The sequence below is a fragment of the Pseudacidovorax sp. 1753 genome (assembly GCF_040544975.1).
Classification (GTDB): Bacteria; Pseudomonadota; Gammaproteobacteria; order Burkholderiales; family Burkholderiaceae_C; genus Xenophilus.
In genome coordinates this window covers 1-26,020 of sequence record NZ_JBEPKY010000034.1, presented here as the reverse complement: position 1 = coordinate 26,020, position 26,020 = coordinate 1, and the positions used below count along the sequence as shown (strand labels likewise).

Sequence of the window (26,020 nt, the reverse complement as noted above, 5' to 3'; positions counted from 1 at the left end):
ACAGGGGCGATGACGGGTCGGCGCCAGGCGTTCAGGGCAAGGTGTGGCGCGGCATGGCAATGGTGAACACGCAACCGTGATCGGGCGCGTGGCGCACATCGAGGGTGCCGTCGTTCAGTTCAACGCTTCGACGGGCAATGGGCAGGCCCAGGCCGATGCCGCTACGGTCGTCTCCCAACTGCGTGAAGGGTTGGAAGAGCGCCTGCATTGCGACATCCGACAAGCCCGCGCCGTTGTCCTGCACGGCGATCAGGATGCGTTCCTGCGCGGCGTTCGCCTGCAGGGTGACCACGCCCCCGTCGGCGCGCGAGAACTTGAAGGCGTTCTGCAGCAGGTTGCCCACGGCAGCCAGTATCAAATCGCGATCGGCCTCCAGCGCGAGCGTCGGGTCGGCGGCGGAGGCGCTGAACACGCAGCCCCGGCTTTGCGCCTCCATCTCGGCGGAGACCTTGATTTCAGCGATGAACTCGGCCAGAGAGAAGCGTCGCCGCTGCGGGGGCATGCCGGCAATGATCCGTACCTCCGCCAGCGATCGGTCGATCAGCTTGCCCATGCCGGACAGTGCGCGATCCAGCACGTCGGCTGTCGCCCCGTTGGTGCCCACGTTGCCCGCCTTGATCGCCCGGTGCGCCAGCCTGGCAGCAAAGAGCATGTTGCGCAGTTCGTGCGCGAAGACGCCCAACCGCTCGTTGAGTTCCTGGGCGTTCCGGTCGGCCGCCTCGAGTTCGCGGCCACGGGTGTACTCGGTCACCGCGCTGGCGATGGCGTTGTCCAGGCATCGGTTCAGGGTTCTGAACTCATCCACGCCGATGTCGGTGCCGGTTTCGCACGCCATGTCGGAGATGGCTTGGCAAAGGTCGCCGTAGTCGTGGACCACTTCCTCGATCGTGAAGCCGTGTCCCATCAGTTCCCGTCCATGATGGGCGGCGGATTCGGCGATGTCCGAGATGGCGCGACTGCTGCCGCCCGAGACGCCGGAGACCTGACGGCTGCGCTGCGTGTCGTCCGCACGCTCGGCCAGCAGCGTGTGGATCAACTGGTCCAGGAATTCAGTGATCCCGTGCGCGAGTTCCTGTTCGGCCACGGGGGGGTTCGATCGCAGGGCGACCTTGTCCCGGCAGCGGGCGATCAGTGCGCTCCGGTTCGCGGTGAGGAACTGGTGCATCATTCCTGCGCCATACGCTGAGGAGGGGGCCCGCGGGGTTCCGCGCGCGGAAGAACGTTTCGTCATAGCGTGACCTCCAGTCGATGTGCGCCGGGCGCGAGCGGTATGCGCAGGGCGCTGCCGTCGCAGGCCAGCGGCACGTCGTCCAGCGACGCCGAGGCGATGCCGGCACACCGCGCGCCCGGCGCGTCGACCCGGATGGCGTAGTGCGCCGCGCCGAGCACGACGCGGGCCTCGAAGCCGGGCCACTCGGCGGGAATGCACGGATCGAGGACCAGGGTGTCGCCCTCGCGCCGGATGCCCAGGATGCCTTCGATGCCGGCGCGGTGCATCCAGCCCGCGGCGCCCGTGTACCAAGTCCAGCCGCCGCGGCCGGCATGCGGCGGCACCGAGTACACGTCGGCGGCCACCACGTAGGGCTCGACCCGGTAGCGCGCCGCCTGCGCGGGGGTGCGGGCATGGTGGATGGGATTGACCAGCGCGAACAGCGCGTGGGCGTGCGTGCCGGCCTGCGGATCGGCCCGCAGCTGCGCGAGCGCCAGGATGGCCCACATGGCCGCGTGGCTGTACTGGCCGCCGTTCTCGCGCAGGCCGGGCGGATAACCCTGGATGTAGCCGGGGTCGCGCGGGCCGCGGTCGAAGGGCGGGGTGAAGAGCAGCGCCAGGCCCGGGTCGGGCACCAGCAGCTGCGCGCGCAGGGCGTCCATCGCGGCCTGCGCGCGCGCCGGGTCGGCCGCGCCGGAGAGCACGGCCCAGGACTGGGCGATCGAGTCGATGCGGCAGGCCTCGGCATCGCGCGTGCCCAGCCAGGTGCCGTCGTCGAAGGTGGCGCGCCGGTACCAGTCGCCGTCCCACGCCTCGCGCTCGAGCGCCGCGGTCACGGCCTGCGCATGGCTGCGCCAGCGCGCGGCGCGGGCGGGATCGCGCGACTCGGCCAGCGGGGCGAACAGCGCCAGCGTGCGCACCAGCAGCCAACCCAGCCACACGCTCTGACCTTGGCCGTGCTGGCCGACGCGGTTCATGCCGTCGTTCCAGTCGCCGGTGCCCATCAAAGGCAGGCCCAGGTCGCCGGTCAGCGCGATGCTCTGGTCCAGCGCAAGCGCGCAGTGCTCGAACAGCGTCGCCGCGGTGCCGGCGGGCATCGGCTGGAAGAAGGCGTCGTGTTCGCCCTCGCGCAGCGCGGGCCCTTCCAGGAAGGCGATGGATTCGTCCAGCACCGCCATGTCGCCCGACACCCCGAGGTAGTGGGCGCAGGCGAAGGCCAGCCAGACGCGGTCGTCCGAGATGCGCGTGCGCACGCCCTGGCCCGAATGCGGCAGCCACCAGTGCTGCACGTCGCCCTCCACGAACTGGCGGCCTGCGGCGCGCAGCAGGTGCGCGCGTGTCTCCTCGGGCCGCGCGAAGGCCAGCGCCATGCCGTCCTGCAACTGGTCGCGAAAGCCGTAGGCCCCGCTGGCCTGATAGAAGGCCGCGCGGGCGCGGATGCGGCAGGCCAGCGTCTGGTAGAGCAGCCAGCCGTTGAGCAGGATGTCCATGGCGCGGTCGGGCGTGCGCACCTGCACGGCGCCCAGCAGGCCGTCCCAGTGGTCGCGCACGCGCTGCAGTTCGGCGTCCAGGTCGGCATCGCGCCAGCGGGCGGCCAGGGCCAGGCTGTCCTGCGCGCTGGCGCACTGCCCAAGAAGGGCGACCACGTCCACCGTCTCGCCGGGCTGCAGCAGCACGCGGCATTGCAGGGCGGCGCACGGGTCCAGCCCCGCGCCGACGGCGCCCGACAGCGGCGTGCGCCCGCGCAATGCGGCCGGTGCGGCCAGGCTGCCATGGCGGCCGAGGAACTCGGTGCGGTCCGCGGTCCAGGCGCTCTGCCGACCGCCGAGGTCCGCGAAGGCGACGCGGCCGGGAAAGGCCGTGCTCCACGGGTTGCGCGCCAGCAGCACGCCGGTGCCGGCGTCGACCTCGGTCAGCAGGAAGGGCGCGCAGGCGGCGCGCGACGGGCCCAGCACCCATTCCGCATAGGCCGTGACCGACAGCTGCCGCACCTGCGCCGTGCGGTTGTGCAGCCGCAGGCGCGAGACCTTGACGGGCTCGTCCAGCGGCACGAACTGCAGCAGTTCCAGTGCGATGCCGTGCGCCTCGTGCTGGAAGGTGCTGTGGCCATGGCCGTGGCGCGCGACGTAGGTGCCGCGGTCCCGGATCGGCTGCGCCGTGGGGCTCCAGAGCTGGCCGCTCGTCTCGTCGCGCACGAAGAAGGCCTCGCCCGTGGGGTCGGTCACGGGGTCGTTGGACCAGGGCGTGAGCGGGTTCTCGCGGCTGTTGACGGCCCAGGTGCTGGCGCTGCCATCGGCCGAGACCTGGAAGCCGAAGCCCGGGTTGGCGATGACGTTGATCCACGGGGCCGGGGTGGTCCGGCCGTCGGCGAGCACGGTCACGTATTCGCGGCCGTCGCAGTCGAAGCCGCCCAGGCCGTTGAAGAACTCCAGCCCGGCCGTGTCCGGGGCCCGTGCCGGCATCGGCGGCACGGTGGCGGCGGGCGCCGCTACGGCAGGTTCGGGCGCGGGGCGCACGGCGGGCGCTGCCAGGGGCGTGCGCGCGAGCTGCCGCGCGATGTCGCCGCGGCGCGCCAGCAGCACAACGCGCGCGGCCGACTGCAGCAGGGCACGCGCCGGCGCGTCCATCAGGTCGGCGCGCAGCGTGTGGACCGTGCCCCGCCCCGGCGCCTCGCCATCCAGGCGGGGGCGCGACTGGCTGCGCCGCACGGCCGTCTCGATGGCCATCTGCAGGTCCTGCACATAGGACGAGGCGCGTTCGTTGACGATCACCAGGTCGACGCTGAGCCCCTTCATGCGCCAGTACTCGTGGGCGCGCAGCAGCTGGCGCACCACGGCGATGTCCTCGATGTCGTCGATGCGCAGCAGCACGATCGGCAGGTCGCCCGAGACGGCATGCCGCCACAGCCCCGATTGCGGGCCCGCGCCGCGCGCCATCGCTTCGGCCGGCGTGCGGAAGCGGGCATCTGAATAGAGGATCGGCGCCGCCAGCCGCTGGAAGTCCGCGGCTTCATCGGCCTCGATGCCGATATGGCGCAACTGCACCTGCGCCTGCGTCCAGGCCAGCGTGCGGGCGCGGCCGAAGGCGCTGCGGTCGTGGTGCTGGTCCAGCAGGTCGAGCAATGCCTCGCGCGAGGCGGCCACCAGGGTCCAGAAGGCCAGGCGCGCGGTGCCCCCGGGCGCGATGCGCACGCGGTGCCGCACTGCGAACACTGGGTCCAGCACCGTGCCGGTGGTGCCGGACAGCGCGGCGCCGTCCCGCATGGCCTGCGGCGCGGCGGCCGAGCGTCCCCGGCCCAGGAAGCGCGCGCGGTCGGACTCGTACTGCACCGGCGCCGTGGCCATGCCTTCGACCACGGCGAAATGCGCGGCCCACACGGGTGGCTCGTCCGGCGCGCGCGGGCGGCGTGTGGCCACCAGTGCGCCGAACTCGGGCAGGTAGTCGGTCTGCACGAACATCTTGGCGAAGGCCGGGTGGGCATCGTCGGCCGCGGGTGGTGCCAGAACCACCTCGGCGTAAGAGGTGAGTTCGACCTCCCGCGCCTTGCGGCCGGTGTTGACCACCGTCACGCGACGCACCTCGCCGTCCGCCTCGGCCGACACCAGCACCTCCATCACGGTCGTCAGGCTGCCGTCGTGCCGCGTGAAGGCGGCATGGTCCTCGGCGAAGACCACCTCCTGGCTGTCGGCGGGCGCGCCCCTGGGCTGCGCCGCGGCGGACCAGATGCGGCCGCTGTCCATGTCGCGCAGGTAGACGTAGGCGCCCCAGTCGTCGCGGGTGGGGTCTTCGCGCCAGCGGGTCACGGCCAGGTCGCGCCATCGGCTGTAGCCCGTGCCGGCGGCGGTCAGCATGACGGCGTAGCGCCCGTTGGACAGCAGGTGCGTGGCCGGTGCTGCGGCCGCGCCCGGGTCCATCCGGCGCACCGCGTGCAGGTCGGCCTGCGCCCCGGCGCTTCCGGCGTGCACTTCCTCGGCGCGGGGCTGCGCCACGGCGACGAGGCGGGGCATGCGCTCCTGCAGCAGGAGCTCGCAGGCCTGGATCATCGGCTCGCGATGGAAGCGCTCGCGCATGCGCCCGCCCTGCAGCGTATTGGCGATGGCCACCAGCGTCATGCCCTGGTGGTGCGCCATGTAGTTGCGCACGATGGCGACCAGCGAGCCGCCCGGCAGCCGCACGCGCGTGAAGTCCAGTGCCTCGTAGAAGCCATGGCGCCCGAGCGCACCCAGGCGCTGCAGGTGCGCGAAGTTGCGCTGCGCAAGCCCGGCATCGACCATCGTGGCCAGGCCGGTGGCGTAGGGTGCGACGACCAGGTCGTCGGCCAGGCCGCGCTTGAGGCCCAGGCCCGGCACGCCGAAGTTGGAGTACTGGTAGGTGAACTCCAGGTCGCGGGCGTTGTAGGCCGACTCGGAGATGCCCCAGGGCACGCCCCTGAGTCGGCCGTAGGCCACCTGATGCTGCACGATCAGCCAGTTGGTCTGCTCGAGCAGGCTGCCGGCCGGTGCGCGCATCACCAGCGAGGGCATCAGGTACTCGAACATCGAACCCGACCACGACACCAGGGCCGAGCCGCGGCCGACCGGGATGGCGGTGCGGCCCAGCCGGAACCAGTGGCGCGTGGGCGCGTCGCCCTTCGCGATGGCGAACAGGCTGGCCAGGCGGGCCTCGGAGGCCAGCAGGTCGTAGCAGTTGTCGTCGAGCGCGTTGTCCACTGCGGCATAGCCGATGGACAGCAGCTTGCGCTCGGGGTCGAGCAGGAAGGCGAAGTCCATCCCCAGCGCCAGGGCGCGCGCCTGCTGCGCCAGCGACCGCCACCGGGCATCCAGGCCCTGCGGCCCGGCCGCAGACGAGGCGAGGTCGCGCGCCTGCTGCGCAATGCGCTGGCGCAGCGCGCCGGTCCAGAACAGCGCATCGTCCTGCGCGTCCGGCTCGCCCTGCGCCGCGGGCACCAGGGCGCGGGCCGCCTCCTCGGCCTTGTCGGCCAGGCGCTGAAGCACGGGCAGCGACAGGCCGGCGGCGTCCCGCAGCCCCGCTTCGATGTCGTCGAGCAGGATGCGCAACCGCACGCCCTGCGGCCCCTGGGCCGCAGGGGCGGCGAGCGCCGATTCGCGGGCGAGCGCGAGCGCATCGCCCGCGCCCTGCGTCCAGTCGGACGGCGGCGTGGCGCCCAGCCATTCCTCGCAGGCGTTGGCCAGCGCGATCAGATGGCCTGCCAGGTTGCCGCTGTCCACCGACGACACGTAGGCCGGCGCCAGCACCTGCGCCGTGCGGGTGTCGTACCAGTTGTAGAAATGGCCGCGGAAGCGCTCGAGTGTCTGCAGGCTGGAGAAGGTCGCTTCCAGCCGCTCGCAGGTCTGCAGGGCGCCGGCCCAGCCGAAGTCGCGCGCCGCCACGGTCGACAGCAGGTACAGGCCCATGTTGGTGGGCGAGGTGCGGTGCGCGACCACCGGCTTCGGGTCTTCCTGGAAGTTGTCCGGCGGCAGCATGTGCTCGGCCGGGGTCACGAAGGTCTCGAAGAAGCGCCAGGTGCGGCGCGCCGTGCGGCGCAGGGCCAGGGCGTCGGCGGCGCCCGCAGCGCCGGGCGGCGACAAGGGCGGGCGGCGGCTGGCGCGCCAGGCCAGGGCCGGCGCCGCGAACCAGAGCGCCGCCAGGCCCGCCGCCATCGGCCAGGCGGCAGGTGCGAACAGGCCGACGCCCACGGCCAGCACCCCGGCCAGCAGCAGGCCGCCGGCCATCTGGCCATAGAAGCCCGCCACGCCCGGCCGCGGGCGGGCGCTGGCCTGGGCGGCGGTCGTCCATTCCAGCAGATGGCGGTGGGTGCCGTAGAGCCGGGTCAGGGTGCGCACGATGGCGTCGAGCGCGCGCCAGGCCTGGTCGGCCAGCAGGGCCAGGGCCCAGCCGGCCTGCAGCAGGCCCATCCGCAGGTCGCCGGCCAGCCCGCGCAGGTGGCTGCCCAGCCCGATGCCCGGGCGCGGCGGGCGCAGCCCGGCCAGACTCGGCAGGAAGGCCGGTACGGCCAGGGCCAGTGCCAGCAGTGCCATGCCGTGCAGCGACTGCGGCCAGGGCAGTGCGGCACACAGGGCCAGCACCAGCCAGCCGGCCGGCGCCAGCAGCGAGCGCCGCAGGTTGTCGATCATCTTCCAGCGACCCACCGGGGGCACCGGTGCGCCCGCGTGGCGCCGCCCGAGCACCCAGGGCAGCAGTTGCCAGTCGCCACGCGTCCACCGGTGCTGGCGCCGCGCCGCGACGTCGTGGCGGGCCGGAAAGTCCTCGACCACCTCGATGTCCGAAGCCAGGCCGGCCCGCGCGAACACGCCTTCGAACAGGTCGTGGCTGAGCATCGCGTTCTCGGGAATGCGCCCCGCCAGGGCGGCCTCGAAGGCATCGACGTCGTAGATGCCCTTGCCGGTGTAGGAGCCTTCGCCGAACAGGTCCTGGTAGATGTCGGAGACGGCGGCGGCGTACGGGTCCATCCCGCCGGGGCCGGACGACAGCCGCTGGTAGAGCGAACCCTCGCGGCCCAGTGGCAGGGCCGGCGTCACGCGCGGCTGCAGGATGGCGTGGCCCCCCACCACGCGCTGTTCGGCGTCGCTCCAGCGCACGCGGTTCAGGGGATGGGCCATCTTGCCGATCAGGCGCAGCGCCGCGTCGCGCGGCAGCCGGGTGTCGGCATCCAGCGTGATGACGTAGCGCACGCCGGCCAGGAGGTCGGGGTGCAGCGCGGGGTCGGCAGCGCCGCCGTCCAGCGCCATGAAGCTGGTGTCGGTGGCGCCGCGCAGCAGCCGGTTGAGCTCGTGCAGCTTGCCGCGCTTGCGCTCCCAGCCCATCCAGCGGTTCTCGCTGGCGTTGAAGCGCCGCCGGCGGTGCAGCAGGTGGAAGCGCGGGCCGCCCGGCGCCGGGCCGTGCCGCCGGTTCAGGGCGGCGATGGCCTCCTGCGCCACGCTGATCAGGTGGGCGTCGCCGTCCTGCACCTCGGTGTCCGCATCCAGCCCGTCCGACAGCAGCGCGAAGCACAGCTCGCCCCCCGCGCCGGCGAGATGGTGCACTTCGAGCCGCTCGATGTGCTCGCGCAGTTCCGCCTCGCTGGTCAGCAGCGTGGGCATGACGACCAGCGTGCGCAGGTGGGCCGGCACGCCGTCGGCCAGGGCCAGGGCCGGCAGCACCGCGGCGCGCGTGCGGGCGGTGATGGCGCGCTGCACGAGGGCCGTCGCGAGTTCGGTGGCCGGCAGGAAGGCGGCCAGGGCGAGCGCCGCCAGCAGCGCGGGCGAGATGGCCGCCAGCGCGCCCGCGCCCAGCAGGGCCCAGCCCGCCGCGCCCAGCAGCAGCACCGCCAGCGCCAGGATGGCTGCCACATAGCCGCCGATGCCCAGGCGCACGCCGAAGCGGTCCAGGCGCAGGCCCAGCGGGGGCCGGAAACCGATGGCCCGCTCCAGTGCGTCGCGCCCCTCGCCGATGAGGGCGTGGCCGGGGTCGGTGACCGGCACCGGCCCGTCCAGCGGCGACGGGTCCGCCTGCGAGGCCGAGAGCGCCACGGCCTGCCCGGCGATCTCCAGCTCGGACAGCGGCGAGCCGCGGGCCAGTTGCTCGATGGCCGTGCGATAGCGGTTGCGCGTGGGGAAGTCCATCTGCGCGAAGGCGCTGCCCTCGCGCAGCCGCGCGTCCACCAGGCTGTTGCTCTCGAACAGGTCCGCCCAGTCGATGTCCGACATCAGGCGCATGCTGGTGATGATGTTGCGCACCGACACGTTGGAGGCGCCCTGGCGCTGCTGCGCATGCAGGATGGCCAGGTCGGCATCGGCGCCCTGGCGGCGCAGGCGCTCGTCCAGCCACTGCAGTGCGGGCGTGGTGCGCGGGTCCTGGTCGCGCAGGCGCTTGGCCAGCTGTGCGGCGAACAGCTCGGAGATCGGGCCGTCCGGCCGCGACTCGATGTCCCGCTGCAAGGCGGTGTAGGCGCCGCCGGGCGCCAGCAGCCGGTCGGCGAGCGCCTGCGCATCGGCGCGCGCGGCGCGCCCCGCGATCATCTGGTCGGCCAGCCTGCGCAGGTTCTCCACCAGCACGATGCGCAGGGTGATCGCCACGGCCCAGAGTTCGCCGATGTCCAGCGGCTGCACTTCCTGGTAGGCCGCGATGAAGCGACGCAGCACGACCGGATCGAAGTGGCTGTCGGTGTGGGCGACGAAGGCCCATGCCAGCCCGAAGACGCGCGGATAGCCCGCCAGGGGGCCTTCGGCCAGCTTGGGCAGCTGGCGGTAGTAGCCGGGGGGCAGGTCGGTGCGGATCTCGCGCATCTGGGCCTCCACCACGTGGTAGTTGTCCAGCAGCCACTCGGCGGCCGGCACCACGCCGCGGCCCGCTGCCACTTCCGCGGCACCCGAACGGTAGGCTCGCAGCAGTTCGCCGGCGTTGTCGCGCAGCCGGGCATGCAGGGACGGCACCCGGGGTGGCCGGTGGCTGACCTGCTGGGCGATGGCGAGGCTGCGTGCGTGCTGCTCGAGCCGTTCGATGCCGAACAGCTCCTCGCGCACGGGCGCGGTATCGGCCCAGGGACCGGCGGCCCGGGGCCGCAAGGCGGACTGAAGGACTGGATGCATGCGCGCCTTTCAGTGCACCGCGAGCAGGAGGGGCCCGCGAGCGACCCGCCGGGAGGAAGATGGGCAAGAAGGCCCCTGCCGGCCGGGCGAGGTGCACGGCGCCGGTCGGGACGTCCTGGGAATCCGCGACGGTGTCGCGGGGTTCCTTGGCCCGCTGCAGGAAGCGGGCCTCAGTCAGCGGCAGGGGGCGGTCGAAGCGCCCCGACAGTCAGCCCCCTGCGTGGGGGCAGGGCTCGCGCATGGCAACCCTGGCATTGGCGCCGGGCGGCGCGCTGCGGTCGCATTGTGGGGCCGCAGCCGCATTGGCGCTCAACCTGCCAGTGCAAAGCCCTTGTCGAAGGTGGCCGCCACCTGCAGCGGCGTCCTGATCAGGCCCACCCTGGCATAGAAGTCGGCCGTGGCCTGCTGGTCGGCCACCACGCGTTCGTCGATGGGCACCCAGGCTTGTTGGCGGCGCTCGAACTGCAGCCGCGCCGCCTCGGGCGAGATGCCGATGATGCGTGCCAGCGTGGCCGAGTAGCCCGCCACGTTGCGATTGGCCCATTGCTGGGCGCGGGCCACGCGCTGCAGGAAGTCCTGCAGCACCGGTCGCTTGGCGGCGATGGCCGCATCCGTGGCCGCCAGGTAGCTCAGGCCTGGCAGCAGGCCGCGGCCGCTGACCAGCACGCGGGCGTGGCCCGCTGTCTCGGCCATGGCGGTGTAGGGCTCCCAGGTGGCCCAGGCGTCGACCGAGCCTTGCGTCAGGGCCAGCTTGGCGTCGGCCGGCGGCAGGAAGCGCAGGTTCACGTCGCCCGGCTGCAGGCCTGCGGCGGTGATGGCCTTGAGGGTGACGAAGTGACCGATGGAGCCGCGGTTGGTGGCCACGCTGCGGCCCTTGAGGTCGGCGGCGCTGCGCAGCGGCGAGTCGGGCCGCACCAGCACCGCCGTGCCGTAGGCATCGCTGCGGTTGGCGCCGATGGCCTTGACGCGCGTGCCGGCGGCCAGGGCGAAGATCAGCGGCGCATCGCCGATGGGGCCGGAATCGACCGCGCCCGCGTTGAGTGCTTCGGCCAGCGGCGCGGCGGCCGGGAACTCGGACCACTGGATGTCGTAGCCCAGGCCGTCGAGTGCGCCGGCGGCTTCGAGCAGGGCACGAAGGCCCCCCTTCTGGTCGCCGGCCTTGAGCACGGGGCGGGACTGGGCCTGGGCGCCCAGAGCAGGCAGCGCAAGGCCGGCCGCGAGGACGGAGCCACCGGCCAGGAAGCGGCGGCGGCTGGGGGTGGGGCGAAAAGCTTGGGACATGGAGGGATCTCCTGGGTGGATGGAAGAAGGAAGGGCTTGGAGGAAAACCCGGCGGGACGGTCGCAGCCGCGCGGCGTTCAGTGCACGAGCCCGCCCTTGACGTAGCGCACGGGCTCGGCGTCCATGCGCGCGATGAGGCTGCCCAGCCCGTCCGCAGCCGGCAGGCGCGTCACGGATGCGGCGACGGAGGGGGCGGGGTCGGATGCCGCACGGCACACCAGGTCGTCTTCCTGCCAGTCGGCCGCGCCGGGCGTCGCCCGGGCGCGCAGCCAGCCTTCGCGGTCGACGATGAACTGGGTGGCGGCGAGCGCGTCGGGGTTGTCTGTGTCGCCCGCGATCAGGGCCAGGGCGCGCCAAGCGTCGGGCTGGAGCGCCTGGCAATCCGCGGCCTCCGAACGCGGCACGTCCGGGGTGCTGGACGCCGGGGCGAGCGCCACCGTGACCACACGTGGATCGGGCGTCGGCAAGGGGCCGGCGCCCGGTGCGATCACCCGCAGGCGCTGGCCCTGCAGTGCGGTGCTGGAGGTCCGCCCCGACGCGCCCGCGCATCGGACGGCAAAGGCCGGCAGCCGCACCGGCTGCAGCCATTGGCCGGTCTGCCGCAGCATCTGGCCGGCGGCCTGCGCCTTCATGGCGTCGATCAGCGCCCAGGCGTCGTCGGGCGAGAGCCGGCCTGCGAAGGCCGGCATCGATGCCTGGCCGCTGCGCGCGTCGTGCATGCCGTGCATCACATGCCAGAACAGGTCGCCGTCGGCACGCCGCCACAGCAGCGGGCCGGCCAGGTTGGGTGGCCATACCGTCTGCTGCGCGGCCAGGGGCCCATGCCCGCGCCCGTCGGCGCCATGGCAGTCCACGCACAGCTGACGGTAGAGCTGGTGGCCGCGCACGATGGTGTCGGCGTGGAAACCGGTGGGCGAGACGTGGAAGCTGGCGGGCGTGGCGGCCACGCGCACGGCCTCCCACTGCGGCCAGGGCGCCAGCAGGGGCAGCAGACCGGCCACCGCCAGCAGCCACACGCGCCGCCGGCGCCACAGCAGGCCCACTGCGGCCACGAGCAGCGCCAGCACCAGCAGACCCAGCGTGAGCGCCAGCCGGCGCGCCTGGCCCAGGTCGAAGAGCAGGGTGTCGCCCGCCAGCCGCGAGGCCCAGGGCCATGCGGGCTGCCCGTGCAGCGTGGGAACCAGGCCCACCGCATGCAGCACCTGCAGCAACGCCGCCTGGCCCGCCTGCAAAGCGCCCAACAGCCATTGCAGCCAGAGGGCGTCAGGCGGCGCGGTCATCGCGGCGGTCCTGCGTGCGAGGACGGAGGGACCGCGCCCGCATCACCAGGACGATGTGGACTACCAGCTCGCATCCAGGCCCAGGTGGCGCAGCGCCTCGTGCCGCAGCTCGGCCAGCCGCGGATGGCCGCGGTGGCGCGGATAGGGCAGGTCGACCTGCAATTGCGCCACGATGCGCGCCGGCCGATCGCTCAGCACCACGACGCGCTGGGCGAGGAAGAGCGCCTCTTCCACGTCGTGCGTGACCAGCAGGGCCGAGAAGCCGCTGCGCTGCCACAGCTGCAGCAGCTCGCCCTGCATCTGCAGGCGCGTGAGCGAGTCGAGCTTGCCCAGCGGCTCGTCCAGGATCAGCAGGCGCGGGTCGTTGACCAGTGCGCGGGCCAGTGCCACGCGCTGGGCCATGCCGCCCGATAGCTGGTGCGGGAAGGCATCGGCGAACTCGGCCAGGCCCACGCGGGCCAGCGCGTCGTCCACGCGGTGGGCCTGCTGGCGCAGCACGCCGCGCGCCTGGGGGCCCAGCGCCACGTTGGCGCGCACGCGCCGCCAGGGGTAGAGCGTGGGGTCCTGGAAGACGACGATCCGCGACGGATCGGGCCGGGTGATGGTCGCACCGTCCTGCGCCAGCCGGCCCGTGGTGGCGGGCTCCAGGCCGGCGACCAGGCGCAGCAGCGTGGACTTGCCGCAGCCGCTGGGCCCGAGCAGGGCCACGAACTCGCCGGGCGCCACATGCAGGTCGATGCCGTCCAGCGCCTGCAGCTTGTTGCCGCCGGGCACGTCGAACCAGTGGCTGACGTTCTCGATGTCGATGCGCGCGCCGCCCGGGGCCGTGCCCGCGGTGGCCGGCGGCGATGCCTCTTCGGTGGCGTCGTCGTATTCGTGCAGCAGCGGGATCACCATTTGACGGTCCCTTTCTGCCACGACAGCACGCGGTCGCGCACCGTGAACAGCAGCGTGATCAGGCCCGAGCAGAGCACGGCCATCACGATCAGCGCGGCATACATGTTGGCGTAGGCGGCCCAGCCCTGGGCCCACTGCAGGTACCAGCCCAGGCCGGCCTTCACGCCCATCATCTCGGCCGTGACCAGCACCGAGAACGATGCGCCCAGGCCCATGAACAGGCCGACGAAGACCTGCGGCAGCGCGGCCGGCACGGCCACGCGCAGCACCAGGAACCACTCGCCTGCGCCCAGCGTGCGCGCCACGTCGTAGTACTGGCGGTTGACCGCCGCCACGCCCGACCACGACAGCACCGCCACCGGGAAGAAGGTGGCCAGCCCGATCAGGAACACCGCGGCGGCATAGCTCGACGGCGCGAAGAAGAAGGCCAGCGGCAACAGCGCCGAAGCCGGCACCGGCCCCAGGAAGCGCAGCACCGGATGCACCCAGTAGCCCGCCACGCGCGACCAGCCGATCCACACGCCGGTGATGAAGCCGACCAGCGCGCCCAGCACGAAACCGTGTGCCAGCAGCCGCACCGAATGCGCGGTGGACAGGCCCAGGCGCGGCCAGTCCTCCACCGCCACGTCGATCAGGCTCTGCGGCGGTGCGAAGAAGGGCGGCGGCAGCAGGCCCAGCTTGGCCGTGAAGACTTCCCACAGCGCCAGCAGCCCCGGCAGCGCCACGAGCCAGGCGCCTGCGTGCACCAGTCGGGCCCCGGCGCGGCCGGCGCGCGCACGGTGCACGAGTGCGGGCACCAGCAGCAACGCGCCCGCCGCCAGGGCCGCGACACCGAACTCGGTGGTGAAGGTCCAGTCGCTGAATCCGGCCGGCTTGTTGGGCCAGGCCAGCGTCATCGCCCCCAGGCCGAACCAGGCGAGGGCGGCCAGGAGGCCGCGCGGCCAGAGGCTGGCGGGGCGTGCGGCCGGAATCGCGCTCGGCGGCATCGCGATGGCCGCTGCAGGGGGCGGGGGCGCCGCTGCCGGCGGTGCGTCGAGCGCGGGCCCGTCGGCGGGCGTCCAGCGCGAAAGTGCGGAATCAAAAGTCGTCATTTCAGTGTTCCATGGCGCCGCGCGCCACCCATATGGCACGAGACCGGCACCCCGACAAGGATCAAGTGGCCGCGGAGCAGGCCATGCCAGGGCACCCGAGGAACTGGCTTCGCCAGGCCTCTGGGTGCGCCCCCCTCCAGGCCGAAGGCGAACGAGAGGGGCTGAGGGCCGAGGCTCCAAGCCTGCCTGCGCAGGCTTGGACGTGCCCGAAGAGCAGCTGCCTCTGGCGGCCGCCCGGAGCCGCGAAGCGGCATGGGGGGTGTTTTCTGTTACGCCAGCACGTCGTAAGACACGTGGTCCGCCAGGCGCTTCGGATCGGTGCTGCTCTTGAGCACGCCCACCGAGCGGAAGTCGCGCGCATAGAACTCCACCTCGTCGCGCAGGCTGCGGCCGGTGGGATGGTGGCGGTGCGTCAGCGTGCCGAGCAGGGCCTGCAGGTCCTCCACAGGCACCTTGGGCGAGTACTTGGCAAAGAGCTTCGCCGACTCGTTGGGGTTGTCGGCCACGTAGTCGGAGGCCTGCACGATGGAGCGCACCAGCGCCGCCGCGGTCGGCTTGTCATTGCGCACCAGTTCGCCGCGCGCGCCGACGATGCAGCACACCTTGTCCTTGTATTCGCCCGACAGGTTGGTGGCCAGCTCGGTGTACTTGCCGGCATTGCGCTTCTCGATCAGGTAGAGCGTCGGGTCGCCGTCGGCGATGGCCTGGATCTCGCCCTTGTTGACGGCCACGTCCAGCAGGTCGGCCGGGTACTGGCGCCATTGCACGTCGCGGTCGGCATCGATGCCGTTCTTCTTGAGCAGGATGGAGAAGAAGTTCTTGCCCGGGCTCGCGATGTCGGACACGCCGATGGTCTTGCCCTTGAGGCTGGAGAGCTGGGTGACACCCGCTTCCTTGCTGCCCAGCAGCCGAACGCAACCGCCGTGCGAGCTGCCGACGATCTTGACGTCGAAGCCCGACTCCAGCGGCTTGAGCCAGCGGTGGATCATGCCCACGGCGGCATCGGCCTTGGCCGTGGCCAGCGATTCGAGCAGCTGGTCGGTGGAGCCGGTGTAGTTGATGAGATCGACCTGCAGGCCGTTCTTCTCGAAGAAGCCGCGCTCCTGTGCCACCACCACGGGCGTGAGGCAGAAGGCGCTGGCGTTCCAGGCGAAGGTGAGCTTGCGCGGCTGCGACCAGGCGCGCGAAGCCAGCAGGCCGCCCGCGGCGACGACGGCGGCGGCACCGCCCGCGCGCAGCAGCTGGCGGCGCGAGGCGGGAAGGGGCAGGGATGTCGAGGTCATGGCGTCGTGGAAGAAGATGAAGAAGAGGCGAGGGCCCTCAGTCCAGCAGGTCCGGCTCGGCGGCCACCAGCGGCTGATACAGGCTCTCGAAGGCATGGATGCCGCCTTCGGGCCCGCCGATCTGCGCGTGCGTGTGGCGGGCCGTGGCCTCGTCGATGGGGCGGGGCGTGCCCGCGGCCTCGGCCAGCAGTTGCGTGTGGCAAGCGTTGTCCAGCGCGATGTACCACCAGGCGGCGGACTCGACCGATCGGCCGGCCGTCAGGATGCCGTGGTTGCGCAGGATGGCGCCCTTGCCGAAGCCGCCGTCGGGCTTGGCCAGCGCCTCGGCGATGCGGGCGCCTTCCGACAGGTCGACCACCATGCCGGTGAAGTCGTCGAACAGCGCCACGTCGCCGTGGAACACGCAGGCGTCCTGCGTGAGCGGCAGCAGCGGCCGGCCCAGGGTGGAGAAGGCCTTGCCGTAGGTCGAATGGGTGTGGGCGGCGGCCACCAGGTCCGGATGCCGCTCGTGAATGGCGGCATGGATGGCGAAGGCCGCCTTGTTGAGCGGCCGGTCGCCGATCACCGTCTCGCCCCGGCTGTTGACCAGCAGCAGGTCCGACACCTTGATGCGCGAGAAGTGCACGCCCAGCGGGTTGACCCAGAAGTGATCGGACAGCTCCGGGTCACGGGCCGTGATGTGGCCGGCGAGGCCCAGGTCGAAGCCGTGCCGTGCGAAGAGGCGGAAGGCGCCCGCCAGCCGCTCCTGCCGATGGCGGCGCTCGGCCTCCACCGTGGTGCGCGGCGGCGCCGGGTCGAACCAGTAGCGCGCCTGCGGCTGCGCATGGAAGCGGGCCCGCAGCGCGCTGGCGGCGGGTTGCAGATGGGATGCGTGGACGGGGGCGTTCATCGCTTCAGGCCACCCGGCGTTGGGCTTCGGCGCGGCGGGCCGCGGCGCGCTCGGCGATGAGGGCGCGCGTGCGCGGGATCAGCTCACGGCCGTAATCCAGCGCATCTTCGAGCGGATCGAAGCCGCGGATCAGGAAAGTGGTCACGCCCAGTTCCCAGTAGTCGAGCAGCGCCTCGGCCACCTGCTCGGGCGTGCCGACCAGGCCGGTGCTGTTGGAGCGGCCGCCGGTCTCCTGCGCGATGGCCGTCCACAGGCGCTTGTCCACGCGCGGGCCCTGGTTGGCTGCGGCCAGCAGGCGGCGTGCGCCTTCGCTCTGCTGCGGGCCGCCGCGCGAATAGCCGGCCACCACGCGCAGGCGGCGCGTCTCCTCGAGGATGCGGTCGGCGCGGGCCCAGGCGGCCTCTTCGGTGTCGGCCAGCACGGGGCGGAAGGACACCGAGAAGTTCACCTGCCGGCCATGGCGCGCGGCCTCGGCCCGTACACGGGTGGTCAGGTCGCGCGCCTGCTCCAGCGTCTCGCCCCACAGCGCGTACACGTCGGCATGCTTGCCGGCCACCTTCAGCGCAGCCTCGGACGCGCCGCCGAAGTACACCGGCACATGGGGCAGGCCGTCCTGCGTCTGCACCGGCTTGACCTCGGAGAAGGCGTTCTCGGCCTGGTAGTGGTCGCCGTGGTGGTGGAAGGGGCGCTCGCTGGTCCACACCTTGCGCAGCACCTCCAGGTACTCATCGGTGCGGGCATAGCGCTGGTCGTGGTTGAGCCAGTCGCCATCGCGGCGCTGCTCTTCGTCGGAGCCGCCGGAGATGTAGTGCACCGCGAGGCGCCCTCCCGTGTACTGGTCGAGGGTGGCGAACTGCCGGGCCGCCAGCGTGGGCGCCACAAAGCCGGGCCGGTGCGCCAGCATGAAGTGGATGCGCTCGGTCACGCTGGCCGCAAAGGCCACGGTGAGCGTGGCGTCGGGGCTGGTGGAGTGGTGCGGCACCAGGATGCGGTCGAAGCCGGCCTGTTCGTGCGCCTGCGCGAAGGCCCGGACGTAATCGCGGTCGATGGCGGGGCCGCGCGGCGCATGGGTTTCCGAGACCTTCTGGGTCTGGATCATGCCGATGAACTGGACTTGGCCGTCGGTGGGGGAATGGCTCATGGGAGGCTTTCTGGAGGATGGACCGAGGAGGGAGGGGAGGAAGCGGAGTCAGGCGGCGGACGCAGCGCCGGCGCGCAGCGCGGCGTCGAAGCGCCGGTCCCACAGGGGGCGCACGTCGGCCGGGCCGTCGAGCACACCCAGGCGCAGGAAGGTGTCGGCCACGTCCTGGTGGCTGCGCACGGCGGCGTCGCTCACCGGCACCAGGCTGTAGTCGTGGCTGCGGCGGTTGAAGAGCTCGACGATGTCGCCCACCGCGATGCGGGTCTCGGCCGACTGCGTGCGGGCATAGGCCAGGAAGTTGCCGTTGACCCAGGCATAGGCGCGCTGCAGCCGCAGCAGGAAGTCGCTGATGGCGGCCCGGCGGCGGGCGTCCTCCAGCGAGCGCGGGTTGGCATAGACGGGGAAGTTGCCCGACAGGTAGCCCACGCCGGTCTTGATGACGCGCGCGCCGTGCTGCAGCCGCGCGATCTGGCCGTTGTAGCCATAGATGGCCCAGGCATCGAGATCGCCCCGCGCGAAGGCCGAGAGGCCATCGGCCGGGCTCAGGTTGACGGCCTGGATGTCGTTGAAGGACAGGCCGGCCTCGGCCAGCTGCTTGGCCAGGAAGTAGTGCGCCGTGGTGGCGCGCACATAGCCCACGCGTTTTCCCTTGAGCTCCGCGATGGACTGGATGGGTGCGTCCTTGCGGGCGACGGTGACCTGGTTGTTCAGGTCTTCATGGATGGCGGCCACCAGCTTGAGATTGGCCTTCTGCCGCGCCGCGAACACGGGCGGGATTTCGCTTCCGGAGCCCAGGTCCAGCGCATCGCCGTTGATGGCCTCGATGTGCAGCACGCCGTTGTTGAGCTCGCGCCAGTCGATGCGGTAGGGCGCCTGCTGCAGGCCTGCGGCATCGAGCAGCGCGCGCCAGTTGCCCTTGTAGGTGCCGACGCGCAGCGTGACGCCGGCGAGGTCGTCGTGGGGGGCGGCCAGTGCGGCCATGGGAGCCAGGGCCGCGGCCTGCAGCAGGCGGCGGCGTGTGGCACGGAAATTGGAAGGCGAAGAGCGCGGCATGGGGCGAACCGTATCGGCCCATGGCCTTCGCGTGAACGTCGGATTCCGAGTTTGAATATGCGCAAACGATGGTTCCCGCGCGCGCGGATGGGCTCCACAGTGCGCTCTCATGAGTGCACTGCCCCAGACCCTGTTCGCACCGGCCCTCGACGGCGTCGGTGATTCCCCCGCGCCGCTGCGGACCGCGCCGCGTGTCGACGACGCCACGCTGGCGGCCTTGACCCGCCGCTTCGCCGCCACCGCCTCCGACCATGACCAGGCCGGCCGCTTTCCGCACGACAACTTCGACGAGCTGCAGCGGCTGGGCCTGATCGGCCTGGTCGCGCCCGAAGCCTGGGGCGGTGGCGGCGCCACGCTGGCCGAGGCGCGCCGCGTGATCGCGGCCGTGGCGGCGGGCGAGCCGGCCACGGCGCTGGTCCTGACCATGACCTACCTGCAGCACCAGGCGCTGCGCCATCCGGCCAACCGCTGGCCGGCGCACCTGCGCGAGGCCGTGGCCCGCAGCGGCGTGCGCGAAGGGGCGCTGGCCAACGCGCTGCGCGTCGAGCCGGCGCTGGGCTCGCCGGCCCGGGGAGGCTTGCCCGGCACGGTGGCGCGGCGCGAAGGCAAGGAGTGGGTGATCGACGGCCACAAGCTCTACACCACCGGCATCGAGCGGCTGTCGTGGCTGCTGGTGTGGGGCCGCACCGATGAGCCGCAGCCGCGGGTGGGCTTCTTCCTGGTGCCGGGCAAGGCACCGGGCGTGCGCACCATCGCCAGCTGGGACCACCTGGGCCTGCGCGCCTCGGGCAGCCACGAGGCGGTGCTGGCGGGCGTGCGCGTCCCGCTGGACCATGCGGTGGACATCCGTCCGCCTGCCCAATGGGCGCCTGCGGCCGCGACAGCCGCCGAGGCCGAGGCCTTCGCCAGGCAGCAGGCCTGGATGGCCACGCTGCTCGGCAGCCTGTACGACGCGGTGGCCGGCGCGGCGCGCGACTGGCTGCTGGGTTTCCTGCAGTCGCGGGCGCCGGGCAGCCTGGGGGCGCCGCTGGCGACCCTGCCGCGCGCGCAGGAGAAGGTGGGCGAGATCGAGGCCTTGCTGCGCACCAACCGCGTGCTGCTGGACGACCTGGCCGCGCGTGTCGATGCCGGCCAGGCGCCGACGCCGACCGACAGCGGCTTGGTCAAGCACACCGTGGGCACGCAGGCCATCGCCGCGGTGGAACTGGCCTTGCAGCTCAGCGGCAACCACGGCCTGTCGCGTCAGAACCCGCTGGAGCGCCACCACCGCGACGTGCTGTGCGCGCGTATCCACACACCGCAGAGCGATGCGGCGCTGGTCGCGGCCGGCCAGCAGGCCCTGGCGGCGGTGGCCCGGGCCGTCCCGGATCGACCCACGGCAAGCCCTGCGGCCACAATCGGCGCATGACCGGCATCACCCGCCTGCGCGACTTCGTCGTCGGCCTCCATCGCCTGCTCGACCAAAGCCCGGACGAGCCACGCGTCCTGCGCGAGGGTGGGGCGCTGCTGGCCCAACTGGTCGCGCAGGACGACTGGCTGCCCGAGCCCTTCGCCCGCCCCGACCCCACCTACTACCAGCAGCACCTGCTGTATGCCGACGCCAGCGAGCGCTTCTCGGTCGTGAGCTTCGTCTGGGGCCCGGGCCAGGCCACGCCGGTGCACGACCACACCGTGTGGGGCCTGATCGGCATGCTGCGCGGCGCCGAGATCAGCCAGGGCTACGGCCCGGACGCCGAAGGGTGCTGGCAGCCGCAGGGCGCGCCCGTGCACCTGCGGCCGGGCCAGGTCGAGGCGGTGTCGCCCCGTGTCGGCGACGTGCATCAGGTGCGCAATGCGCTGGCCGACCAGGTTTCGGTGAGCATCCATGTCTACGGCGCCAACATCGGCGCCGTGGCACGCCACACCTACCCGGCCGAAGGCGGGCGCAAGCGCTTCGTCTCCGGCTATTCCAACGCCGTCCTGCCCAACCTGTGGGACCGCAGCGCCGAGGTGCGGGCCCGTGCGGCCTGATCGCGCTGCGCGCCGGACGGCGTCCTCCTTTTTCTTCGCTTCATGACCCAGACCGTCCCTTCGTCTTCCTTGCCCGTGCTGGGCGTGCCCGCGGTGCGCCAGCACTTGCTGGACCGCCGCGAGATCGCCCTGCTCGACCTGCGCGAGGAAGACCCCTATGCCCAGGCCCATCCGCTGTGGGCCGCCAACCTGCCGCTGTCGCGCGTCGAGCTGGAGGCCTGGCGTCGCATCCCGCGGCGCGACACGCTCATCGTGCTCTACGGCGAGCATGAAGGCGAGGACCTGGTGCCACGCGGCGCCGCCGTGCTGGCCCGGCTGGGCTACACGAACGTGCATGCGCTCGACGGCGGACTCGACGGCTGGCGCGCCGCGGGTGGCGAGCTCTTCCGTGACGTCAACGTGCCCAGCAAGGCCTTCGGTGAGCTGGTGGAGCACGAGCGGCACACGCCCTCGCTGCCGGCTGAGGAGGTGCAGGCGCTGCTCGACGCCAAGGCCGACGTGGTGGTGCTGGACGCGCGCCGTTTCGACGAGTACCAGACCATGAGCATCCCCGGCGCCACCAGCGTGCCCGGTGCCGAGTTGGTGCTGCGCGCGCGGGCGCTGGCGCCCGATCCGGCGACGCGCGTCATCGTCAACTGCGCGGGACGCACCCGCAGCATCATCGGTACGCAGTCGCTGGTGAATGCGGGCCTGCCCAATCCGGTGGCGGCCCTGCGCAACGGCACCATCGGCTGGCTGCTGGCCGGCCAGCAGCTGGACCAGGGCGCGCAGCGTCGCGCGCCGGCGCAGGTCGACGCGGCGGTGGCCGTCCAGGCGCGGGCCGATGCCCAGGCCGTGGCGGCGCGGGCAGGTGTGCGCCCGTTGGCGCTGGCCGATCTGCCCGCGCTGCTCGCCGACGCGGGCCGCACCACGTACCGGCTGGACGTGCGCACGCCCGAGGAATACGAGGCCGGCCACCTGCCGGGCTTTGCCAGCGCCCCCGGCGGCCAACTGGTGCAGGAGACCGACCACCACGCCCCCGTGCGCGGCGCCCGCTTCGTGCTCGCCGACGACGACGGGGTGCGCGCTGCCATGACCGGCTCCTGGCTGGCGCAGATGGGCTGGGAGGTGTGGCGTATCGAGGGCGCCACGGCCGCCGACTTCCGCGAGACGGGCACGCCCGCGCCGGAACGGCCCGCGCCGCACCGCGAGGTCGAGCCCATCGCGCCCGCGGCCCTGGCCGCGCTGCTGCAGGCGGGCGATGCCGTGCTCATCGATGTGGGTGCCAGCGCCAATTACGTCAGGCGCCACATCCCGGGTGCCTGGTTCGCCGTGCGCGCCCAACTGGCCAACGCCCTGGCGCAGTCGCTGCCCCCGGCTGGCCAGTACGTGCTGACCTGCGGCACGAGCCTCCTCGCGGCCTATGCGGCGGCCGACTTGCGGACGTTGCTCGATGCACAGGGTCGCGCGGATGTCCCGGTGCGCCTGCTGACCGGCGGCAATGCCGCCTGGTTTGCCGCCGGCCTGCCCGAGGAGGCCGGCGAAGCCCGCCTGGCCACGCCGCGGACCGACCGCTACCGCCGTCCCTATGAAGGCACCGACGCCCCGCGCGCGGCGATGCAGGGCTACCTGGACTGGGAATTCGGCCTGGTGGCCCAACTGGGCCGCGACGGGACGCATCACTTCACCGTGATCTGAGCGCCTGCGCCGGGCGCGCCGCCCGGCCAGGGCGGTGCCCGCTCGCCTGCCGCGGCCGTGAGCCGACCATCCCCCGGCACGTCTTGCGGCGTAGTCCGGAAGGCCGGCTTTCCTACGCCCGTTCTGGCGAAAGACTGACGACGCCTCGTCGCAGCGGCGCTACCCTCCCGAGCGCGGGGTGGCATGGAGCCGTTCCAGGTGAATGGAGGGCGGACCGGCATGGCCGGGCCTGTAACGCAAGTGGCGGTTACAACGATGCAAAACAATGCGCCAATCCCGCAGTCCTTCGGGCTCGCCCACCGGGAGGTGGGGGCGGTGTCCTGCCCCGGCTGTCGTGCCATCCGGCCGCATCCGTTTCGCATCCCATGACTGCCGCCGCCATGGTGTCCAGCTACGACCCGCTGATCGTTGCGGCATCGGTGGCGTTGTCCATCTTCGTCGTCTTCGTCGCGCTCGACCTGGCGCAGCGCGTGCGCACGCGGGATGCCGTCACGGCCCGCACCTGGTGGGCCGGCGGCTCGCTGGTGATGGGCACCGGCGTCTGGGCCGTGCACTTCGTGGGCATGATGGCGCACAGCCTGCCCGTGCCCATCGGCTACAGCTATGGCTTTACGGGTCTGTCGTGGCTGGCCGGCGTGCTCACCTCGGCGCTGACGCTGCTGATGGCGCGTGCGCCCCGGCTCACCGCCGCGGGCCTCGTCGTGGGCTCGGTTTCCATGACCGTGGGCCTCGTCGGCATGCACCAGCTGGGCATGCTGTCGCTGCACATGGCGCCTCAGGCGCACTTGAACCTGCCCCTGCTCGGGGCTGCCTGCGCGCTCGTGTGGCTCACATCCATGGCCACCCTGTGGCTGCTCTTCCACCGGGGCGACGTCGAGCGACCGTGGGTGCGGCAGCTGGGCCTGGCGATCGGGCTGGGGCTGGCCATGATCTGTGCGCACTACCTCGGCATGGCGGCCGCAAGGTACGAGGAAGGCAGCGTATGCCTGAGCGCCGACGAACTCGGCGGCGACGGGCTCGCGCTCATGGTGGTCGCTGCGACGGTGCTGATGCAGGTGCTCACGCTGGTCACGGCAGTGCTCGATGCCCGGCTGCGGGGCCGCACGCGCGACCTCACCCATTCTCTGGAACAGGCCCATCACCAGTTGCAGGAGGCCAACGACGAGCTCGACCGTCGTGCCGTGCTGGACCCGCTCACGGGTCTGCCCAACCGGGCCTTCTTCGACGACTGCCTGGCCGTGGCCCGCACCGGCGCCGCACGCAAGCTGGCGGTGCTCTTCGTCGACCTGGACAGCTTCAAGCCGGTCAACGATTCCTTCGGCCATGCCTGCGGCGACAAGGTGCTGCGGGAGGTGGCCGAGCGCCTGCGCCGGGTGCTGCGCAACGGCGACACCGTGGCGCGCATCGGTGGCGACGAGTTCGTCGTGCTGATGGAGGACGTCACGCGCCAGACCGACTGCAGCCTGGTGGCCTCACGCATCCTCGACGAACTGGGCCGGCCCTTCGGGGTGGGCGAACCGCCCGTGCAGATCTCGGCCTCCATCGGCGTGGCCCTGCACCCCGACCACGGCCGAAAGGCGGCGCTGGTGGCGCTGGCGGATGCCGCCATGCAGGCCGCCAAGCGGGCGGGCGGGCGGCAGTACGCCTTCTTCGAGCCGCACATGAGCACCAACGCGCACGAGCAGCTCAGCCTGCAGGCGGAGCTGCGCCAGGCGCTGGAGCGCGGCGAACTGGTGCTGCACTACCAGCCCAAGATCGACAGCCGCCGGCGCGAACTGTCGGGCGTGGAGGCGCTGCTGCGCTGGAACCATCCGGTGCGCGGCACGCTGGGGCCTGGCATCTTCATCCCGGTGGCCGAGCGCTTCGGCCTGATCGGCCAACTGGGCCAGTGGGTCATCGAGGAAGCCTGTCGCCAGATGAAGGAATGGGCCCGTGCCGGCCTGCCCATGCGCGTGGCCATCAATCTGTCGGCCCAGCAGTTGCATGAGGCCGACCTCGTCGAACGCATCGATGCGGCGCTGCGGCGCAACGGCGTCGCGGCGTCCCAGCTGCTGTGCGAGATCACCGAGACCGTGACCATGGAGGACGTGAACACCACGCAGGAGGTGTTCGGCCGCCTGGCGCGCATCGGCGTCTTCATCGCCATCGACGACTTCGGCACAGGCTATTCGAGCCTGAGCTACCTGCGGCGCCTGCCCGCGCGGCAGCTCAAGATCGATCGCAGCTTCATCAGCGACCTCGAGACCAGCGCCGACGCCCGTGCCGTGGTCGATGCCGTGGTGCGACTGGCCCAGGCCCTGGGCCTGCGCGTGGTGGCGGAGGGCGTCGAGACCGCCGGCCAGCGCGACATCCTGGTCGGCATGGGCTGCGACGAGTTGCAGGGCTTCTTCTTCGCGCGGCCGATGCCCGCCGACCAGCTGGTGCAGTGGAGCCGGCGCCGGCCGTCGCTGGCGGCTGGGTAGCCTGTTTCGTCTTTTGGCCCGATTGCGGCCGAGGAAGAACTTGGCGCTGTTGTGTCCATGTGCCCTTCTTTTGCGCTGGCGGGCAACTATTGCACGCATCACGGCAAAAGATGCTTTCGGCCCATGCTGAGCCGCGTGGCCCTTCCGCGCGCGCCCTTAACCTCGTCCCGCCGCTCGCCGTCTACGCCAAAGAGCGGCTTGCCAGGGAGAGGTTTCCATGTCCACGCTGTCACACACGCTGCGGGTGCATTCGCCCGCACTGCCGGTCTTTGCCGGCACGCCCCTGCTGCAGCCCGTGCGGCTGTCGGGCCACGAGGGCGTCAATGCCCTCTTCACCTATGAGCTGCTTCTGCAGACCCCCGATGCGCTGGACCCCGGCGCCCTGGCCGACGCCTGTGCCGACATCGACCTGGACGCGCTGATCGGCCGCGAGATCCATTGCGAGATCGACCTCGACGGCGCAGGCACCTTCCTGCCGGGTGGTGTGGGCGATGCGGTGGATCACCTCGGCGCCGGCATCCGCCAGATCAACGCCCTCATCACCGAAGCAGAGTTGCTGGGCGAGCATGGCCGACACCTGCGCTACCGCCTCGTGCTGCGCCCCTGGCTGCACCTGTCCACGCTGAATTCGGACTGCCGCATCTTCCAGAACGCCACCGTCGTCGACATCCTGGACGCCCTCCTGGCGAACTACCCCTTCCCGGTCGACAAGCGTCTGGCCGAGTCCTTCCCCCTGCGCGACTACCAGACCCAGTTCAACGAAAGCGACTTCACCTTCTTCGAGCGCCTGTGCCAGGAGTGGGGCATCAGCTATCACTTCGAGCACGACGCGGGCGCCCACCGGCTGGTGCTCTCCGACCATCTGGGTGCCTTCAGCCCCAACCCGAGCGAGGCCTATCGGCAAGTGGCCTATCACCCGCCCGGCTGGAAGCTCGACGCCGAGTATCTGCATGCCTTCATGCCCGCCAGCAGGCTCACCAGCGGGCGCTACAGCAGCCGCGACTACGACTACACCCGCCCCCGGGCCGACCTCTCGGTCAGCCGCAGCGATCCACGGCCCACGGGCTTTGCGGAGGCGGAGGTCTACGCCTGGCACGCGAGCCTGGCCGGCAGTCACTACGCCCAGCCGCGCGCCGGCACCGCCGGGGCCAATGACCC

General features: G+C 72.3%; 15 protein-coding genes. 5 read left to right on the top strand and 10 right to left on the bottom strand.

Features of this window, described 5'->3' with window-relative positions; translation table 11 throughout:
- Positions 1–31: 31 nt before the first annotated feature.
- The 10 genes from ABIC63_RS28445 to ABIC63_RS28400 form a co-directional block, all read right to left on the bottom strand.
- Positions 32–1,165, bottom strand: coding sequence for a sensor histidine kinase (locus ABIC63_RS28445; protein ID WP_354322250.1), 1,134 nt, complete (start codon positions 1,163–1,165; stop codon positions 32–34).
- A gap of 62 nt (positions 1,166–1,227) precedes the next feature.
- Positions 1,228–9,798, bottom strand: a complete 8,571-nt coding sequence (locus tag ABIC63_RS28440; protein WP_354322249.1) for a glycoside hydrolase family 94 protein — start codon at positions 9,796–9,798, stop codon at positions 1,228–1,230.
- A 309-nt stretch (positions 9,799–10,107) separates the two neighbouring features.
- Entirely contained in the window at positions 10,108–11,079 is a 972-nt protein-coding gene (locus tag ABIC63_RS28435; protein WP_354322248.1) for an ABC transporter substrate-binding protein, read from the bottom strand.
- Positions 11,080–11,156: 77 nt separating this feature from the next.
- The gene (locus ABIC63_RS28430; protein ID WP_354322247.1) at positions 11,157–12,359 is read right to left on the bottom strand and encodes a c-type cytochrome; all 1,203 of its coding nucleotides are present in this window, start codon (positions 12,357–12,359) and stop codon (positions 11,157–11,159) included.
- A 60-nt stretch (positions 12,360–12,419) separates the two neighbouring features.
- Positions 12,420–13,256 carry an ABC transporter ATP-binding protein gene (locus tag ABIC63_RS28425; RefSeq protein WP_354322246.1) on the bottom strand — a complete coding sequence of 279 codons (837 nt, stop codon included), beginning with the start codon at positions 13,254–13,256 and terminating at the stop codon, positions 12,420–12,422.
- Complete coding sequence (locus ABIC63_RS28420; protein ID WP_502935926.1) at positions 13,250–14,347, bottom strand: ABC transporter permease; 1,098 nt, start codon at positions 14,345–14,347, stop codon at positions 13,250–13,252. Before ABIC63_RS28420 ends, ABIC63_RS28425 begins: the two co-directional genes overlap by 7 nt.
- A gap of 269 nt (positions 14,348–14,616) precedes the next feature.
- Positions 14,617–15,630 carry an ABC transporter substrate-binding protein gene (locus ABIC63_RS28415; protein ID WP_294370794.1) on the bottom strand — a complete coding sequence of 338 codons (1,014 nt, stop codon included), beginning with the start codon at positions 15,628–15,630 and terminating at the stop codon, positions 14,617–14,619.
- Between the two features lie 37 nt (positions 15,631–15,667).
- Entirely contained in the window at positions 15,668–16,519 is an 852-nt protein-coding gene (locus ABIC63_RS28410) for a class II aldolase/adducin family protein (RefSeq protein WP_354322245.1), read from the bottom strand.
- Positions 16,520–16,523: 4 nt separating this feature from the next.
- A complete protein-coding gene (locus tag ABIC63_RS28405; RefSeq protein WP_354322244.1) occupies positions 16,524–17,660 on the bottom strand; it encodes an LLM class flavin-dependent oxidoreductase in 1,137 nt (378 codons plus the stop codon).
- Positions 17,661–17,708: 48 nt separating this feature from the next.
- Positions 17,709–18,713, bottom strand: coding sequence for an ABC transporter substrate-binding protein (locus ABIC63_RS28400; RefSeq protein ID WP_354322243.1), 1,005 nt, complete (start codon positions 18,711–18,713; stop codon positions 17,709–17,711).
- Between the two features lie 109 nt (positions 18,714–18,822).
- On the opposite strand from ABIC63_RS28400, the gene ABIC63_RS28395 reads away from it, so the two are divergent.
- The 5 genes from ABIC63_RS28395 to ABIC63_RS28375 all read left to right on the top strand — a co-directional run.
- Complete coding sequence (locus ABIC63_RS28395) at positions 18,823–20,121, top strand: acyl-CoA dehydrogenase family protein (RefSeq protein ID WP_354322242.1); 1,299 nt, start codon at positions 18,823–18,825, stop codon at positions 20,119–20,121.
- On the top strand, positions 20,118–20,723 hold the full coding sequence (locus ABIC63_RS28390; protein WP_354322241.1) for a cysteine dioxygenase family protein: 606 nt from the start codon (positions 20,118–20,120) through the stop codon (positions 20,721–20,723). Before ABIC63_RS28395 ends, ABIC63_RS28390 begins: the two co-directional genes overlap by 4 nt.
- A gap of 42 nt (positions 20,724–20,765) precedes the next feature.
- A complete protein-coding gene (locus ABIC63_RS28385; RefSeq protein ID WP_354322240.1) occupies positions 20,766–22,400 on the top strand; it encodes a rhodanese-like domain-containing protein in 1,635 nt (544 codons plus the stop codon).
- A 365-nt stretch (positions 22,401–22,765) separates the two neighbouring features.
- Positions 22,766–24,862 carry a putative bifunctional diguanylate cyclase/phosphodiesterase gene (locus ABIC63_RS28380; protein ID WP_354322239.1) on the top strand — a complete coding sequence of 699 codons (2,097 nt, stop codon included), beginning with the start codon at positions 22,766–22,768 and terminating at the stop codon, positions 24,860–24,862.
- A gap of 217 nt (positions 24,863–25,079) precedes the next feature.
- Positions 25,080–26,020, top strand: a 941-nt coding sequence (locus ABIC63_RS28375) for a type VI secretion system Vgr family protein (RefSeq protein ID WP_354322238.1), incomplete at its 3' end; no start/stop codon positions are given.